The sequence below is a fragment of the Nocardia sp. NPDC087230 genome, from assembly GCF_044744725.1.
Taxonomy (GTDB): Bacteria; Actinomycetota; Actinomycetes; order Mycobacteriales; family Mycobacteriaceae; genus Nocardia; species Nocardia canadensis.
The window spans coordinates 827573-845462 of record NZ_JBIUYV010000002.1 but is presented as its reverse complement, the minus strand read 5'-3'; the positions used below and the strand labels follow the sequence as shown (position 1 = coordinate 845462).

Sequence of the window (17890 nt, the reverse complement as noted above, 5' to 3'; positions counted from 1 at the left end):
CACCGCGAGTTGTGTTACGGGTCACTTTCCAGCAACATGTAGGCATTCGTCATTGATTCATACACAGTGAGCATGCGTCGAGGCTGATTCGTCCGTTTTGCCCTGGATTGATCGCTTTCGACGCCCGATGAGGGATCCGACCGTGTAGCTCGGGGTTTGCGCCGTCGGTTCAGCTGAGAAAGGTCTAGTCGAATGCGAACACTGCGCTGGAAGCGTCGGCCCGTGAAGACCGCAGCCCCCGGATCGTGGGCGCGGCGCTGGGCCGCCGGCGTATCCATGGCACTGCTGGTGCCGATCGGAACGGTCATCGCGGGTGGCGCCGCCCCCGCCTCCGCCGGATTCAACCCCGCCGCCTTCGACTTCTGGGTCGACTCCGGGATGGGCCCGATCAAGACGCGCATTCTCCCCGCGCGAAACGGCAATACCAATCGCGTCGCCTACGTGCTCGACGGCATGCGCGCGCCGGAGAACCTCAACGGCTGGGAGATCGAAACGGATATCCCGAATGCGCTCGCCGCGGCGGATATCAACGTGGTGATGCCCGTCGGCGGTATGTCGAGCTTCTACGCCGACTGGAACTCGCCCAGCGAATTCTTCGGTATTCCGGGTAACGGCGCGCCGAACTCCGGCTCCGGCGCGGCCAACGCGCTCTCCGGCGGGCCCGGCAAGAGCTACCGGTACCAGTGGGAATCCTTCCTCACCAACGACCTGCCCAACGCGCTCGCCGGCCGGCTGGGCTTCAGCCGCAACCGCAACGGGGTCTTCGGTCTGTCGATGGGTGGCTCGGCGGCGCTGACGCTGGCCGCCTACCACCCGGACCAGTTCTCCTTCGCCGGCGCGTTCTCCGGTTATTTGAACATCTCGGCGCCCGGCATGCGCGAGGCCATCCGCATCGCCATGCTGGACGCGGGCGGCTACAACGTCGACTCGATGGCCCCGCCGTGGGGTCCGCAGTGGCTGCGGATGGACCCGTTCGTCTTCGCCCCGAATCTGGTCGGCAACAACACCCGGCTGTGGATCGCCGCGGCGTCGGGTCTGCCGACGGGTACCGACGGACCGAACATGAACACCGTCAACGGCATGGCCCTGGAAGCGTTGGCGCTGGCCAACACCCGTGCCTTCGAGGTCAGGATGGCGACCCTCGGGGCGCGCAACGTCACCTACTCCTACCCGGCGTTCGGCATCCACGCCTGGAACAACTGGAACGACGAGGCGCTGCGGATGATCCCGGATATGTCGAACAACATCGGCTGACGCCAGTCGCTCGCGACAACCCGAACGCCCGGTGCATTCGTGCACCGGGCGTTTGTTTTCCGGCCGGAATCGTGCCCGAACCGGATGTTCACGGGTTCTGACCTGCTCGGCTCGACGGACCGGCTCTCCGGTTTAATACGGCCGAGTTCCGTTGCCCTTGCAAGTAATTCGTGGGTCGAATATCCTCCAGCGAGCGAAAGTGTGACCAGATCGTTGTTTCACCTGTCTGATCGGCCGGACTGTCGGGATCCGGGGCGATGTCGGAGACGGGTCTGGCATGCCACAACAGCAGAAAGAGAGCGGAATTCACATGCGTTTCGGCAAGGCCGCCGCGCCGAAGGGTGACCAGCCGGGCACGTCCCGGGGAGTTGCATCTCGCGGTTGGCGTAATCGAATTCTAGCTGTCGGCGCCGCAGCCCTCGTGCTGCCGATCGCCGCAGGGGCGGCCCCGATGGCGTTCGCCGCCCCCGCGTCCGTGCCGGCGCTGCGCGCGCCCGCCGGTGGCTACGAAGAGCTGATGGTGCCGTCGAAGATGGGCCCGGTGAAGGTCCAGGTGCAGTGGGCGCGCAACGGTGGCAACGCCGCGCTCTACCTGCTCGACGGCCTGCGCGCCCGCGACGACAAGAACGCTTGGTCGTTCGAGACCAACGCGATGCAGCAGTTCTCCAACGACAACGTCACCCTGGTGATGCCGGTCGGTGGCCAGTCCAGCTGGTACGCCGACTGGGTTTCGGCCAGCAACACCAACGGCCAGAAGACCACCTACAAGTGGGAGACCTTCCTGACCGAGGAGCTGCCCGCCTTCCTCGAGGGCTACGGCGTCTCCCGTACCAACAACGCGGTGCTCGGCCTGTCGATGAGCGGCCCGGCCGCCCTGCGGCTGGCCGCGCTGCACCGGGACCAGTTCAAGCACGCGTCCTCGCTCTCGGGCCCGCTGAACTGGGGTGCTCCCGGCATGCGTGAGGCCATCCGCGTGATGATGCTCGACGCGGGCCGCTTCAACGTCGACTCCATGGCCGCTCCGTGGAGCCCGGCGTGGCTGCGGATGGACCCGATGGTCTTCGCGCCCGAGCTGCGTGGCCTGCCGATGTTCATCTCCTCGGCCAACGGCCTGCCCGGCCAGCACGATCGTCCGGCCGGCCTGGGCGGGGTCTACAACACCGCCAACGCCATGGGCATCGAGGCCATCTCGTTCGTCAGCACGCTGGCGTTCCAGAGCCGCCTGAAGTCGCTCGGCATCGCCGCCACCTTCGACTTCCCGGCCAACGGCACCCACTCCTGGAAGTACTGGGAGGACCAGCTGTGGAAGGCGCGTCCGCAGATCCTCGGCGCGCTGGGCGCCTGACAGTTTCCGTTCAGCAACGCTGACAAGACCGGCTCACCCGCAGGGTGAGCCGGTCTTTTTGCTGTGTGGGGCGCTCGCGTGTCCTCCCGGGTTATCGGCCGGTACTGCGGTACAACCAACGATGAGGCAGTCCCAGGGCGGGGATGAGGAGGGTCGCGCGTGTTGAAACATCGTGTCCGAGCGCCGATGCGGCGGATCCTCGGCATCGCGGCGATGACCGCGGCGCTGCTCGCGCCGACGGTCGCCATACCCGGCCAGGCGCAGGCGCAGACCGGCGTCGCGGGCGTGCAACGGGTGGAATGGCTCTCCGATCGCCGGGTGGCGATGTGGGTGTACTCGCCCGCGATGAACACCCCGATCCAGGTGCAGATGCTGCTGGCGCGCGACTGGAACGTCCGCCCCGATGCGAAGTTCCCGATGCTGCTGATGCTCGACGGTCTGCGCGCCCAGGACGACGAGAACGGCTGGACCAAGGACGCCGACGCCGAGGGCTTCTACGCCGACAAGAACGTCAACGTGGTGCTGCCGGTCGGCGGGCAGTCCAGCTGGTACTCCGATTGGCTCGCGCCCGACAACGGTCGCACCTACAAGTGGGAGACGTTCCTGACCAAGGAACTCCCGCCGCTGCTCGAACGGGATTGGCGTACGACGGATGTGCGTGGCGTACAGGGCCTGTCGATGGGCGGCACGGCCGCGATGAACCTGGCGGGCCGCAATCCCGGCCTGATGAAGTACGTGGCCTCGTACTCGGGCCTGCTGACCACCACGACTCTCGGTATGCCGCAAGCGATCACCTTCGCCAACAAGGACGCCGGCGGCTTCGACGCGATGTCGATGTGGGGCCCGCCCGGTGGGCCGGAGTGGGCGGCGCACGATCCTTATCTGCTCGCCGACAAGCTCAAAGGCGTGAGCATGTACGTCTCCAGCGGCAGCGGCCTCGCGGGCAGTCACGACCAGCTGGGCGAGGTGCCGCTGCTGAGCGAGAACTGGGCAGGCACCGGGCTGGAGATCCTGTCGCGGCTGTCGACCCAGAACTTCGTCGCCAAGCTGGAGAAGCTCGCGATCCCGGTGCAGGCGAACTACCGCCCCGCCGGCACGCATACCTGGCCGTACTGGGATTTCGAGATGCGGCAGTCGTGGTCGCAGGCGGCCGCGGCGCTCGGCACCGATCCCGGCGGCACCGCGTGCGGCACCGGCGGCGCGATCGGCCCGGTCGCCCAGGCCGCGGCGTGGCTGGGCAACTGCCTGACGGCGGAGTACCCGGTGGCGGCGGGCATGGTGCAGGACTTCCAGAACGGTCGGGTGTTCCATTCCGCCGCGACCGGCGCGCACGCGGTGGCGGGCCGTATCGGTGGCACGTACGCCGGTGTCGGCGGGCCGTCGTCGCCGCTGGGCATGCCGACCGGTGACGAGGTGGGCCTGCCGGACGGGCGCGGCCGCATGCAGACCTTCGAGGGCGGCTCGATCTACTGGACGCCGCAGACCGGCGCGCAGGTGATGCGCGGCGCGTTCCTGGAGGAGTGGGGCAAACAGGGCTTCGAGCGCGGGCCCGCCGGGTATCCCGTTGCCGCCGAAGCGCGTACGCCCAGCCGCGACGGCTCGGTGCAGGCCTTCGAGCACGGCCCGATGTTCTACAGCCCGGCCACCGGCGCGCACCGGGTGCAGGGTTTCATCCTGGACAAGTACGCCGCGCTCGGCTTCGAGAACAGCCCGCTGGGCTTCCCGCTCGCCGAGGAGGCGCCGCTGAAGGATCTCGGCCGGTACAGCCGGTTCGAGGGCGGCAACATCTACTGGAGCCCGTTGTCGGGCGCGTGGTCGGTGCGCAACGGCGCGGTCGCCGACGCCTGGGGCGCACAGGGGTTCGAGAACGGCAGGCTGGGGTATCCGGTCAGCGACGAGTTCACCGTCCCCGGTGGGATCCAGCAGAATTTTCAGACCGGGTTCATCGTGGTGCGGGACGGCAAACCCGAAGTTCATGGGGTGTGAGCCCGGGCTGAGAACTCTCTGAGCTTCGCCGCGCGGTACCCGGCGGCCGGTGATGTCCGGCTAGCCTGGTCTGCGACCGCTTCCCTGACGAACGATCGAGGAAAGACATCTTCATGCATCGGATTCCTGGCAAGGCCGCCGGTTCGGTCGCGGCCCTGGCTGCCGTCGCCCTGCTGTCCGCCTGTGGTGGCAACGACTCGACCGCGTCGCAGACGCCCACTCTCTCCTCGAGCGCGAGCGCCGCCGCGTCGGCGACCTCCCAGGCGCCCGCGCCGGGCGGTCACGGTGACCACCCGACGACCTCGAGCGCCGCGCCGGAGTCCTCGGCCGCGCCCGAGCAGCCGCAGGCAGCGCCGGAGACCACGCCCGCGTCCGCGCCCGCCTCCGACAAGGACAAGGCGTTCCTGGCCGAGCTGAGCAAGAACGGGATCAACCCGGCCAGCCCGGACATCGCGCTGACCGCGGCGGGCTACATCTGCTCCAGCCGCGCCACCGGTGCCTCCGATGCCGATATCGCCCCGTACGTGGCGGCGATCGCGGGCACCGACACCGCGTTCGACCAGTCCAAGATGGACGTCAACAAGGCAGCTCAGATCTACATCGCCGCCGCGACCGCCACCTACTGCTAGTGAACCCCCGACCGACGCGACGTACCCGCAGGCTCTGGCCCGCGGGGTGCCTGACCGTGCTGGCCCTGGTCGTCCTGGCGATCATCGTCATCGTGCTGCTCTGGTATCTGCTCGCCGGCCGGTTGCGGGAGCCCGGGCCGACGCCGCCCGGGCCGCCGCCACCGACGTCGCAGTCGGCGGACTGCCCCGATGTGATGCTGCTCTCGATCCCGGGCACCTGGGAGTCGGCCAGCAACGACGATCCGTACAACCCGCAGGCCAACCCGATCTCGCTGATGCTCAGTGTGTCGGGGCCGCTGCGCGCGCAGTTCCCGGACGACCGGCTCGAGGTGTACACGGTGCCCTACGTGGCCCAGTTCTCGAACCCGATCGCCTTCCCGCCGGACGGTCAGGCCTCCTACAACAACAGCCGCACCGAGGGCACCGCGCGGGCCACCGACATCCTGGCCCAGCGGCACCAGCAGTGCCCGCTGACCACCTACGTCATCGCCGGGTTCTCGCAGGGCGCCGTCATCGCCGGTGACGTCGCCGCGCAGATCGGCATGGGCAACGGGCCGGTCCCGGCCGACAAGGTGCTCGGCGTGACGGTGATCGCCGACGGCCGTCGCACCGCCGACACCGGCCCCGGCCAGCCCACCGAGATCGGCGATCCGCCGCCGGCGGGCCAGGGCGCCGAGGTGGCGCTCAAGGGGGTCAACGTGCCCGGCATCAGCATGACCGGCCCGCGCCCCGGTGGGTTCGGCTCGCTGGCGTCGAAGGTGTACTCGATCTGCGCGCCCGGCGACATGATCTGCGACGCGCCGCGCGAGGCCCTCAACCCGGCCAATGCCCTGGGCAGCCTGGGCGCGCTGATCCGCTCGGCGGGCAACCCGGTGCACGCGCTCTACGCCAGCAACACCGTGGACGGACAGGGCACCACCGCGACCCAGTGGACGGTGAACTGGGCGGCCGGACTCATCGAGAACGCGCCGCATCCGCCGCATTCCTGAGTCTTCCCGCCGAACCGGATTGGCGGAGTTGTCACAGTCACAGCGGGTGTGTGATTGCCATGGATCATGCCTCGCTGTGACATCCGCACTCCCATTCGCCCACACGCTGTAAAGTGCGCTGATGATCGCGCCGTCTTCTCTGCTACCGCGGAGTAGCCGGTGGCCCGAATACACCGCCTAGCACGCGCAGCGTGCAACAGCCAGGAGCGATGAGTTCATGACCGAAGCTGCCGCACCCGTCGGTGAGTTGACCGCGCTGGGTACGCCGCTGCGTCCGTTCCGCTTCGCGGCGGCGGGCGAGGGCAACAAGCAGGAGGGCGGCGCACGCAAGTTCGTCCAGACTGCGCAGCAGGCCGAGGAGATGGGGTACGACACCTTCGTCGTCCCCGATCACCTGGGCGACCAGATCGGTCCGATCGCGGCGCTGGGCGCACTCACCCAGGCGACCGACAAGATCCGCCTCGGCACCTCGGTGCTGGCGAACGGCTTCCGGCACCCCGTCGTGCTGGCCAAGGACCTGGCCACCATCGACGTGCTGTCCAAGGGCAGGCTCGAGGTCGGCGTCGGCGCGGGCTGGATCAAGGAAGAGTTCGAGAACGCGGGCATCCCGTACGAGCGCCCCGGCATCCGGCTGGAGAAGCTCGACGAGTCGCTGACCATCCTGGACACGCTGCTGCGTGGCCAGGAGTGCAACTTCGAGGGCAAGCACTACCAGGTGCGTGGCATCAAGGGCACTCCCCGACCGCGGCAGGGCCCTCGTCCCCCGCTGTGTACCGGTGGCGGTGGCCCGAAGATGCTGGCGCTGGCGGCCAAGCACGCCGACATCGTCTCGATCGTCCCGCAGACCACGAAGAACGGTAAGGGTCTGCTGTCCGGCATCACGCTGGAGAAGACGATCGAGAAGGTCAACATCGTCAAGGAGGCTGCCGGCGACCGGTTCGCCGACATCGAACTGAACTGGGCGATCACCGCGATCGTCATCACCGACGACCGGGAGAAGACCGCGGAGATGGCGCTGCGCGCGATCGAACGCGGCCTGCACCCCGATCTCGAGGTCGACGTGGAGCTCACCGCCGAGCAGATCCTGAGTTCGCCCTACATCGCGATCGGCACCTTCGAGGAGATCGCCGAACAGGTCAAGCGTGTGCGCGAACTCACGTCGATGTCCTATGTGGGCATCTTCCCCACCCAGATGGACGCTTTCGCGCCTGTCATTCCGCTGCTGCGGGAGGACTGAGCGGGGGTTCTCTGTAACATGACTCTGGTTTGAGAACATCTAGCCGATAGCGGTCACCGCGCAGACCGCTCGAAAATCCGCAGGTTGTCAGGACGCACGCACGGCGTGTTCCGGGGGCCGGTGGCGATAGCGAGTCGGGGCCTCACGGGTGTCAACGCCGTAATGCGTTGGGAGAATTCACCGGTGTCTGGGCCTCGGAGGAGAAGAAGGAATGGAAGAGACTTTCGACGACTACCTGGACGAGACCGGGAACATTGTGATTCCCGAGGGTCGGACCCTGGTCGATCACGTCGAGAAGCACACCCGTAACGATGCGAACACGCTCGCGTACCGCTACATCGACTACTCGCGGGAACGCGATGGCGAGGTGCACGAGCTGACCTGGCAGGAGTTCGGAGTTCGGCTGCGCGCGGTGGCCGCTCGCCTGCAGCAGGTGACCAACCCGGGCGACCGGGTCGCGATCCTCGCGCCGCAGGGCCTGGACTACGTGATCTCCTTCTTCGCGGCGATCTACGCGGGCACCATCGCCGTGCCGCTGTTCGATCCCGACGAGCCGGGTCACACCGACCGCCTGCACGCCGTGCTCGGCGACTGTGAGCCGTCGGCGATCCTCACCGCGACCTCCTCGGCCGCCGGTGTCCGCCAGTTCTTCCGTTCGCTGCCCGCCGCGCAGCGTCCGCGCATCATCGCGGTCGACGCGATCCCGGACACCCTCGGGGAGTCCTGGGTCCGCCCCGACACCGCGATCGACGACATCGCCTACCTGCAGTACACCTCGGGTTCCACCCGGGTGCCCGCGGGCGTGGAGATCACCCACCGCGCGGTCGGCACCAACCTGCTGCAGATGGTCAAGGCGATCAACCTGGACTGGAACTCGCGCGGCGTCACCTGGCTGCCGCTGTTCCACGACATGGGCCTGCTGACGGTCATCCTGCCCGCGGTCGGCGGCCGCTACATCACCATCATGTCGCCGAGCGCCTTCGTGCGCCGCCCGTCGCGCTGGATCAACGAGCTGGCCGCCGTCTCCGACGGTGCGGGCACCTTCGCGGCCGCGCCGAACTTCGCGTTCGAGCACGCCGCGGCGCGTGGTCTGCCGAAGGCGGGCGAGTCGCTGGACCTGTCGAACGTGATCGGCCTGATCAACGGCTCCGAGCCGGTGACTGTGTCGTCGATGAAGAAGTTCAACGAGGCGTTCGCGCCCTACGGCCTGCCCAAGACCGCGATCAAGCCCTGCTACGGCATGGCGGAGGCGACGCTGTTCGTCTCGGCGACCAAGGCCGAGGACGAGGCCAAGGTCGTCTACGTCGACCGGCACGAGCTGAACGCCGGTCGCATGGTGCGGGTCGAGCAGACCCATGAGAACGCCATCGCGCAGGTCGCCTGCGGTTATGTCGCGCTGTCGCAGTGGGCCACCATCATCGATCCCGAGACGGTGGAGCGCCCCGAGGGCGGCCGCGAGCTGCCCGACGGTCACGTCGGTGAGATCTGGCTGCACGGCAACAACATGGGCATCGGCTACTGGGGTCGCCCGGACGAGTCGACCAAGGCCTTCCGCAACAAGGTCACCGAGCGGGCCGCCGAGGGCAGCCACGCCGAGGGCACCGAGCTCGACGCCGACTGGCTGCGCACCGGCGACTACGGCGTGTACTTCGACGGCGAGCTCTACATCACCGGTCGCGTCAAGGACCTGGTGATCGTCGACGGCCGCAACCACTACCCGCAGGATCTGGAGTTCTCCGCGCAGGAGGCGTCCAAGGCGCTGCGTCCCGGTTTCGTCGCCGCCTTCGCGGTGCCCGCCAACCAGCTGCCCGCCGAGGTCTTCGCCGCCGACAGCCACTCCGGCCTGAAGTTCGACGCCGACGACGCGTCCGAGCAGCTGGTCATCGTGGCCGAGCGTGGTCCCGGCGCGGGCAAGGCCGACCCGGCCCCGATCGCCGACGCGGTGCGCGCGGCGGTCTCGCTGCGGCACGGTGTGACCGCCCGTGACATCCTGCTCGTACCCGCGGGTTCCATCCCGCGTACCTCCAGCGGAAAGATCGCCCGGCGGGCCTGCAAGGCCGCCTACCTCGAGGGAACGCTGCGCGGTGGTTACACCCAGCAGGCTTTCCCCGATGCACCGGAAGAGTAATCGGCCGACCGGATCGGATCGACGCCCGGCGTGAGCGCACGTCGGGCGTCATTCCACGGCGCGCCCTGTACGCAGACAGGTAGCTTGAGGAATTGATGGCTGACAACGAGGGCACGCCCACCCAGAACCCCGAAGTTCCCGCGCAGACCACCCCGGCGGGTGATCTCTCGGTGGCCGAGCTGCGCGAATGGCTGCGCAAATGGGTCGCCGACGCGACCGGGCAGTCGATCGACGCGATCACCGTCGACCGGCCGATGGAGGAGTTCGGGCTGGCCTCGCGCGATGCCCTCGCCCTCGGTGGTGACATCGAGGAACTGACCGGCGTCATCCTCACCCCGACGGTGGTCTATCAGCATCCGACGATCGCCTCGCTGGCCGAGGTCATCGTCAACGGCGAGCCGGAGCTGCCCGCCGAGGAGACCGAGGACTACGCGGCCGCCTACCAGCCCGGCGAGACGCACGACATCGCCGTGGTCGGCCTGTCGACCCGGCTGCCCGGCGCGGGCAGCACCCCGGAGTCGACCTGGGAGTTCATCATCGGTCGCGGTGACGCGATCCGTGAGCTGCCGGAGGGCCGCTGGTCGGAGTTCCTCGGCGATCCCGGGGTGGCGCAGACCGTCCGCGAGTCCAACACCCTCGGCGGCTACCTGGACCAGGACGTGGTCAAGGGCTTCGACGCCGAGTTCTTCGCCATGTCGCCGGTCGAGGTCGAGCGCGTCGACCCGCAGCAGCGGCTGATGATGGAGCTCACCTGGGAGGCGCTCGAGCACGCGCGCATCCCGGCCAGCGAGCTCAAGGGCGAGAAGGTCGGCGTGTTCGTCGGCTCGTCCAGCAGCGATTTCCAGCTGATCGCCTCGCTCGGCCTCGGCGATCGGGACCCGAGCCTGCCGATCTCGGCGGAGGCCTACGCCCTGCTCGGCGCGTCGACCGGCATCATCGCCAACCGCGTCTCCTACTTCTTCGACTTCCGTGGCCCGTCGGTCACCGTCGACACCGCCTGCTCCTCGACCATCGTCGCGGTCCACCAGGCCGTACGCGCGCTGCGCGACGGCGAGGCCGACGTGGCGCTGGCCGGTGGCGTGAACATGATCCTGGCCCCCGTCATCACCCTCGGTTTCGAGAAGAACGGCGCGGTCGCCAAGGACGGTCACATCAAGGCGTTCTCCAACGACGCCGACGGCATGGTCCGCTCCGAGGGCGCGGGTCTGGTCGTGCTCAAGCGCCTGGTCGACGCCGAGCGCGACGGCGACAACATCCTGGGCGTGATCAAGGGTTCCGCGGTGAACTCCGACGGCCGCTCCAACGGCCTGTTCGCGCCGAACCCGGAGGCTCAGGCCGACGTCCTGCGCGCCGCCTACCGCGACGCGGGCATCGCCCCCTCCACCGTCGACTACATCGAGGCGCACGGCACCGGCACCCCGATCGGTGACCCGATCGAGGCCGAGGCGCTGGCCCGCATCGTCGGCCGCGGCCGCGACGCCGACAAGCCCGCGCTGCTCGGCTCCGCCAAGACCAACTTCGGCCACCTGGAATCCGGCGCGGGCGCGGCGAGCCTGGCCAAGGTGCTGATGTCGTTCCAGCACAACGTGATTCCGCCGAACATCAACTACGCGGGCCCGAGCCCGTACATCCCGTTCGAGCAGGCCAACCTCAAGGTCGTCGACGAGCCCACCGAGTACCCGCGCTACAGCGGCGTCGCGACCGTCGGCATCTCCGGCTTCGGCTTCGGCGGCACCAACGCCCACGTCGTGCTCCAGGAGTACGTGCCGTCGCTGCCCGTCGTCGAGGACGTGACGGTCGAGCAGGTCGCGGCCGAGGCGATCGAGGGCGAGGAGACCACCGACGTGGTCGCCGAGGCCACCGCGATCACCGCGGCCGCCGCCGAGCCGGAGCAGCCGGTCGTCGTCGAGTGGGACGGCGAGCGCGCCGAGCCACTCCCGGTGATCATCGCCGTGTCGGCCTACCTGCCCTCGCGCCGCAAGCGCGCCGCCGCCGAACTGGCCGACTGGCTGGAGGGCCCGGGCAAGGACGTGCCGCTGGTCGATGTCGCCCGCGCGCTGGCCAAGCGCAGCCACCAGCGTTCGCGCGGTGTGGTGCTGGCCAAGACGCACGCCGAGGCCGTCACCGGCCTGCGCGCCATCGCCGAGGGCAAGCCCGGCACCGGCGTGTTCACCGCCGATTCGCCGGCGACCAACGCCCCCGTCTGGGTGATGTGCGGCTTCGGCGCGCAGCACCGCAAGATGTCCAAGCAGCTGTACAACGAGAACTCGATCTTCCGCAAGACCGTCGACGAGGTCGACGAGCTGGTGCAGGACGAGGCGGGTTACTCGATCCGCGAGATGTTCCTCGACGACGAGCAGGACTACGACGTCGGTACCTGCCAGGTCGGCATCTTCACCACCCAGCTGGGTCTGGCCGCGGTGCTGCGCGCCCACGGTGCCGAACCCGCCGCGGTGGTGGGCCATTCGATGGGTGAGGTCGCCGGCGCCTACATCGCGGGCGGTCTGAGCCTGGAAGACGCGGTGCGCGTGATCTGCGCCCGCTCGCGCCTGATGGGCGAGGGCGAGCAGATGATCACCGAGGACGACGTGCGCAATATGGCGCTGGTCGAGCTCAGCGCCCACGATGTGGCCGAGCTGCTGCCGCGCTTCCCCGACGTCGAGTGCGCGGTGTACGCCGCGCCGACCAACACCGTCATCGGCGGCCCGCGCGAGCAGGTCGAGCAGATCGTCGCCGAGGTGGAGGGCATGGGCAAGTTCGCCCGCATCCTGCCCACCCGCGGCGCGGGCCACACCTCGCAGATGGACCCGCTGCTCGGCGAGCTGGCCGCCGAACTGGCAGGCATCGAGCCGACCTCGCTGACAACGGGCCTGTACTCGACCGTGCACGAGGGCCTGTACTTCAAGCCCGGCTCCGAGCCGATCCACGACGAGCCCTACTGGGTGAAGAACATGCGCCACGCGGTGTACTTCACCAACGCGATCAAGGCCGCCGTCGACTCCGGGCACACCACGTTCCTGGAGCTGGCGCCCAATTCCGTCGCGCTGATGCAGGTGCTGGGCACCACCTTCGCCGCGGGCGTGCACGACGCGCAGCTCATCCCCACGCTCAAGCGCAAGGAGGACGAGTCCGCCGGTGTCATCGGCGCGCTCGCCCAGCTCTACGTGCACGGCCACGCCGTGAACCTGAGTTCGCTGCTGCCCGAGGGCGATTACGCCGACGTGCCGCGTACCGCGTTCGTGCGCAAGGAGTACTGGCCCAAGGTCGCCATGTCCTCGGGTCGCGGCAACACCAAGGTGCCCGGCGCGCACGTCGCCATGCCCGACGGCCGCCACGCCTGGGAGGTGCAGGCCGCCTCGGTCACCGATCTGGCCGCGCTGGTGAAAGCCGCTGCCGCGCAGGTGCTCTCCGATGTCGCCGTGTCGGTCTCGCACCCGCATGCCGCGCTGCCGAGCACCGGCACCCTGACCACCACCCTCACCCCGCATCTCGGTGGTGCGTCGGTGCAGGTGCACGCCAAGGACGCCACCGGTTTCACGCTGCTGTTCGACGCGGTCGTCACCTCCGGTGCCGCGCTGCCCGAACCCGTTGTCGCCGAGACCGTCCCGGCCGCCGTCGCCGGGCCGACCGCGGCCGAGGTGGCCGTGGCGACCAGCGACCGCTGGGACCCCAACGGCAGCGAGACCGTCGAGCAGCGGCTGTGCGTGATCGTCGCCGAGTCCATGGGCTACGCCGTCGAGGACCTCCCGATGGAGATCCCGCTGATGGAACTCGGCCTGGACTCGCTGATGGCGATGCGCATCAAGAACCGCGTCGAGTACGAGTTCGACATCCCGCAGCTACAGGTCTCGGCCGTGCGCGACGCCAGCCTCAACGAGGTCTCCAAGGTCCTGCGCTACGCGATCGAGCACCGCGACGAGGTCGCGGCGATGGCGGAGAAGCAGGCCGCGGCCAAGGCGGCAGGTGAAGACGTCGAGATCGGCGTGGACGCCGACTTCGTCGAGGCCGCGCGCGCGGCGATCGCGGCCGGTGGGGACCCGCTGGCCGCCGCCAAGGCCGCGGGCGCGGACCTGCCGTCGGAGGCCGCCGGTACCCCGGCTGCGGCCGAATCTGCTTCCACTACCTCGGACTCCGTCGCCGTGGCAGCCGATACCGCTGCCGCCGAGCCGGTTTCGACGGACGCCGCGCCTGCCGAGGTCGCGGCGGTCGTGCCGGATGTCGACTACTCGGCCCCGGCCGGGGACGAGGACAACGTTCCGCCACGTGACGCTGCCGAGCGACTCGCCTACGCGACCTGGGCCGTGGTCACCGGCACCTCGCCGGGCGGCATCTTCAACACCCTCCCGATTCTGGAGGAGGAGGTCGCCGAGAAGATGGCGGCTCGCCTCACCGAGCGGGTGGGCGCCGAGGTCACCGTCGACGACGTGCTCGACTGCGAGACCATCGAGCAGCTCTCCGAGATCGTGCGCAACTTGCAGGACAGCGGTGCCGACGTGGACGGCTTCATCCGTCCGCTGCGGGCCCGCGTCGAGGGTTCCACCGCCACCCCGGTATTCGTGTTCCACCCGGCCGGCGGCAACACCCTGGTCTACGAGCCGCTGCTCAAGCGGCTGCCCGCCGACACCCCGATGTACGGCATCGAGCGAGTCGACGGCTCGATCGAGGAGCGTGCCCGCCAGTACCTGCCCGAGCTGCGCAAGATCCAGGGCGACGGCCCGTACGTGCTGTACGGCTGGTCGCTGGGCGCGGTGCTGGCGCTGCAGGTGGGTCAGCTGCTGCGGGAGGAAGGCGCCGACGTGCGCTACGTCGGCCTGATCGACCTGGCGATGACCGTCGAGGACGAGGACAACAGCCCCGAGGAACGCGTGCGTCGCCTCGAGCGCTACCAGGCCTTCGCCAAGAAGACCTACAACGTGCCCGCCGAACTCGACCGCGACCAGATCGAGGAACTGGCGGCGGCCTCCGACGCCGAGCAGTTCTCGATGATCAGCGACCTGATCAAGCTGTCGGGCGCGAAGATCCCCGGTGGTGTGCTCGAACACCAGCGCACCTCGTGGATCGAGAACCGCGCGCTGCAGCAGGTGCGCCCCCGCAAGTACGACGGTGACGTGGTGCTCTACCTGGCCGATCGCTACCACGACGGTGCGATCGAGCTCGAGCCCCGCTTCGCCGACCGCAAGCCCAACGGCGGCTGGGACGAATACGTCCCGAACCTGGAGATCGTCCACATCCCGGGCGACCACCTGCAGATCGTCGACGAACCGCGGATCGGCCAGATCGGGGCCGACCTCGCCGCCAAGCTGGCCGCGATTTCCGCCAAGGGAGAGAAGTGAGCACTACCGCCGAAAAGCTTGTCGATCTACAGCAGCGCCTCGAGCTCGCCAAAGAGCCCGCGGGTGCGAAGGGGATCGAGAAGCGCGCGCGGAAGGGCATTCCCAGCGCCAGGGCTCGCATCGACATGTTGATGGACCCGGGCACGTTCGTCGAGATCGGTGCGCTGGTCCGCAAGCCGGGTGACCCGACCGCGCTCTACGGCGACGGTGTCGTCGTCGGGCACGGTCTGGTCGAGGGCCGCCCCGTGGCGGTGTTCTCGCACGACCAGACCGTGTACGGCGGTTCGGTCGGTGAGGCGTTCGGCCGCAAGCTGTGCGGGATCATGCAGTACGCGTCCAAGGTCGGCATCCCGCTGGTCGGTATCAACGATTCCGGTGGCGCGCGCGTGCAGGAGGCGATCAGCTCGCTGGCCTGGTACGCGTGGATGGCGACCAACCTGGAGCCGCTGTCGGGCATGGTGCCGCTGGTCTCGCTGATCCTCGGCAACTGCGCCGGTGGCGCGGTGTACGAGCCGATCTGCACCGATGTGGTGGTGGCGACCGAGTCGGCGCACATGTTCGTGACCGGCCCGAAGATCATCAAAGAGGTCACCGGCGAGGACGTCAGCCTCGAGGAGCTCGGTGGGGCGCGCACGCAGGCCGAGTACGGCAACATCCACCACGTCGCCAAGGACGAGGAGGCGGCGTTCACCTGGGTGCGCGAGTACCTGGGCTACATGCCGAGCAGCTGCCAGGAACTGCCGCCGGTGGTGAATCCCGGCCTGGAGCCGGAGATCACCGACTCCGACCGCGAGCTGAACACGCTCATGCCGGACTCGGACAACGCCGGCTACGACATGCACGACATCCTGCTGCGCATCTTCGACGACGGTGAGTTCAAGGAGATCAGCGCCGAGACCGGCCAGAACATCATCACCGGTTTCTCCCGCGTCGACGGCAACACCGTCGGTGTCGTCGCCAACCAGCCGCTGGCCTCGGCCGGCGCCTTGGACGCGCGCGCGTCCGACAAGGCCTCGCATTTCGTGCGCCTGTGCGACGCGTTCGAGATCCCGCTGATCTTCGTCGTCGACACCCCCGGCTTCCTGCCGGGCGTCGAGCAGGAGAAGGTCGGCGTGATCAAGCGCGGCGGCCGCTTCCTGTTCTCCTACGTGGAGGCCTCGGTCCCCAAGATCACCCTGGTGGTCCGCAAGTCCTACGGCGGCGGCTACGCGGTGATGGGCTCCAAGCAGCTCGGCGCCGACATCAACCTGGCCTGGCCGACGGCCCGCCTCGCGGTCATGGGCGCCGAGGGCGCCGTCAGCCTGCTCGGCGCCGCCCAGATCGCGGCCGCCCCCGAGGACCAGCGCGCCGCCATCCGCCAGAACCTGATCGACTTCTACAACGCCAATATCGCCACCCCCTGGGTAGCCGCCGAACGCGGTTTCATCGACGCGGTCATCGAACCGGCCACCACCCGCCTCGAGATCCGCCGAGCCCTGAAGCTACTCCAGGACAAGAAGATCCAGCGCAACCCCCGCAAGCACCACGTCCTGCCCCTGTAGTACCTGCCAGCCCGCCGAGCCAGTGGAAGTGTCGACCGGACCCGTGCGATCAGATCGCGCCGAGGTCGATCTCCACGGGGAACGGAGCCGAGACCTTGACGACGCCCGTGAACATGTCACCGGTCCGATAGGCCATGGTCGCCGGGTCGAGGACGTAGGTGTAGACCAGCGGGACACCGGTCGCTGCTTGTTCGATCCGCCAGTAGAAGGCGATGCCGGCCCTGGCGTACTGGTCGACCTTCACAATCCGGTCGGTGGTCTCCGAACCGGGCGAGACGACTTCCGCGACGAGCAGCACATGTTCGGGGCGGGTAGGGGTGAGGTCGATGGTGTCCGCGCGATAGACCACGACGTCCGGGCGGCGATTGGTGAGCGGAACATCTTGGAGCCGGACGTCGAAGTCGATGTCGGCGTTCCAGTCCGGTCCGGATGCGGCATCCAGCGCATTCGCCAGCATCCGGGCCAACCGGTTGTGGCGCTTCGACGCGCTCGGGTTCACAACGACCATCCCGTCGACGATCTCGATACCCGCACTCTGCTCCTCGGACCAGGAGTCGTACTCCGCTGCCGTGATCTGCTGATGCATCCACGCGGGCAGCGCTGTCTCGGCAGTCATCACGCGCTCCTCCCGGACACTATCGGTGCGGGCTCGACCCGCTGGACACAGTTTACTCGAGCGCGCTGTTCCTCGATGTAGGTCCGAGTGCTCACTGGCTGCGCCGTCACGGTTGTCATACGGGTCGGGGCCGCCCTCGTCGTTGACGATGGCGGCCCGACTCGACGTCGAAAGATCAGGCGACGGTGGCGGATTCGATGATGACGTCGTCGACCGGGACGTCCTGGTGGGGGCCCGCGTTGCCGGTGGAGACGGCGGCGATCTTGTCGACGACCTCGGTGCCCTCGGCGACCTTGCCGAAGACGGCGTAGCCCCAGCCCTGGCCCTGCGGGGCGGTGTGGTTGAGGAAGGCGTTGTCGGAGACGTTGATGAAGAACTGGGCGGTGGCCGAGTGCGGGTCGTTGGTGCGGGCCATCGCGACGGTGTACTTGTCGTTCTTGAGGCCGTTGGTGGCCTCGTTCTGGATCGGCGCCTGCGTGGGCTTCTGCTTCAGGCCGGGCTCGAACCCGCCGCCCTGCACCATGAAACCGGGGATGACGCGGTGGAACACGGTGCCGTTGTAGTGGCCGGCGTTCACATAGTTCACGAAGTTGGCGACCGTGTTCGGCGCGGCCTGGTCGTCCAACTCGAGCACGATCTGTCCGTAGTTGGTTTCGAGATTCACCTTGGTCATGCCGTCGAGTCTAGGGAGGGGAGGGGTCGGGAAGAGACCGGGGTCCGAACCACCGCGGGCCGGTGGCGAAATCGCGGCCGGGCGCCCGGTGGGCGGCACCCGGCGCGAATATTGCCTAGGATGTGTGGGGAACCCGCGTGCGAGTGCGAGACGCACGCG

Annotated in this window: 11 protein-coding genes; 9 read left to right on the top strand and 2 right to left on the bottom strand. The window is 68.7% G+C overall.

Going from position 1 to position 17890, the window contains the following annotated elements:
• The first annotated feature begins 192 nt into the window (after positions 1–192).
• The 9 genes from ACIO52_RS10155 to ACIO52_RS10115 all read left to right on the top strand — a co-directional run bounded on the left by ACIO52_RS10155 (position 193) and on the right by ACIO52_RS10115 (position 16442).
• Entirely contained in the window at positions 193–1254 is a 1062-nt protein-coding gene (locus tag ACIO52_RS10155; protein ID WP_255588562.1) for an alpha/beta hydrolase family protein, read from the top strand.
• Positions 1255–1564: 310 nt separating this feature from the next.
• The gene (locus ACIO52_RS10150; protein ID WP_255588563.1) at positions 1565–2599 is read left to right on the top strand and encodes an alpha/beta hydrolase family protein; all 1035 of its coding nucleotides are present in this window, start codon (positions 1565–1567) and stop codon (positions 2597–2599) included.
• A gap of 186 nt (positions 2600–2785) precedes the next feature.
• Positions 2786–4585: an alpha/beta hydrolase-fold protein gene (locus tag ACIO52_RS10145; protein ID WP_316573243.1), complete on the top strand. Its 1800-nt coding sequence runs from the start codon at positions 2786–2788 to the stop codon at positions 4583–4585.
• Between the two features lie 113 nt (positions 4586–4698).
• Positions 4699–5214 carry a DUF732 domain-containing protein gene (locus ACIO52_RS10140; RefSeq protein ID WP_218721227.1) on the top strand — a complete coding sequence of 172 codons (516 nt, stop codon included), beginning with the start codon at positions 4699–4701 and terminating at the stop codon, positions 5212–5214.
• A complete protein-coding gene (locus ACIO52_RS10135; RefSeq protein WP_255588574.1) occupies positions 5208–6203 on the top strand; it encodes a cutinase family protein in 996 nt (331 codons plus the stop codon). The genes ACIO52_RS10140 and ACIO52_RS10135 overlap by 7 nt, the downstream gene beginning before the upstream one ends.
• Positions 6204–6420: 217 nt before the next feature.
• Positions 6421–7440, top strand: coding sequence for an LLM class F420-dependent oxidoreductase (locus ACIO52_RS10130; protein WP_218721229.1), 1020 nt, complete (start codon positions 6421–6423; stop codon positions 7438–7440).
• A gap of 211 nt (positions 7441–7651) precedes the next feature.
• On the top strand, positions 7652–9568 hold the full coding sequence (gene fadD32, locus ACIO52_RS10125; protein ID WP_218721230.1) for a long-chain-fatty-acid--AMP ligase FadD32: 1917 nt from the start codon (positions 7652–7654) through the stop codon (positions 9566–9568).
• A gap of 95 nt (positions 9569–9663) precedes the next feature.
• A complete protein-coding gene (pks13, locus tag ACIO52_RS10120) occupies positions 9664–14901 on the top strand; it encodes a polyketide synthase Pks13 (protein ID WP_402643055.1) in 5238 nt (1745 codons plus the stop codon).
• Entirely contained in the window at positions 14898–16442 is a 1545-nt protein-coding gene (locus ACIO52_RS10115) for an acyl-CoA carboxylase subunit beta (RefSeq protein WP_218721232.1), read from the top strand. Before pks13 ends, ACIO52_RS10115 begins: the two co-directional genes overlap by 4 nt.
• 49 nt (positions 16443–16491) lie before the next feature.
• Here the strand turns inward: ACIO52_RS10115 and ACIO52_RS10110 are convergent, their stop codons facing one another.
• Together ACIO52_RS10110 and ACIO52_RS10105 are read right to left on the bottom strand one after the other, a co-directional pair.
• The gene (locus tag ACIO52_RS10110) at positions 16492–17058 is read right to left on the bottom strand and encodes a Uma2 family endonuclease (RefSeq protein WP_402643051.1); all 567 of its coding nucleotides are present in this window, start codon (positions 17056–17058) and stop codon (positions 16492–16494) included.
• A gap of 175 nt (positions 17059–17233) precedes the next feature.
• Positions 17234–17731 carry a peptidylprolyl isomerase gene (locus ACIO52_RS10105; RefSeq protein WP_218721234.1) on the bottom strand — a complete coding sequence of 166 codons (498 nt, stop codon included), beginning with the start codon at positions 17729–17731 and terminating at the stop codon, positions 17234–17236.
• Positions 17732–17890: the final 159 nt, after the last annotated feature.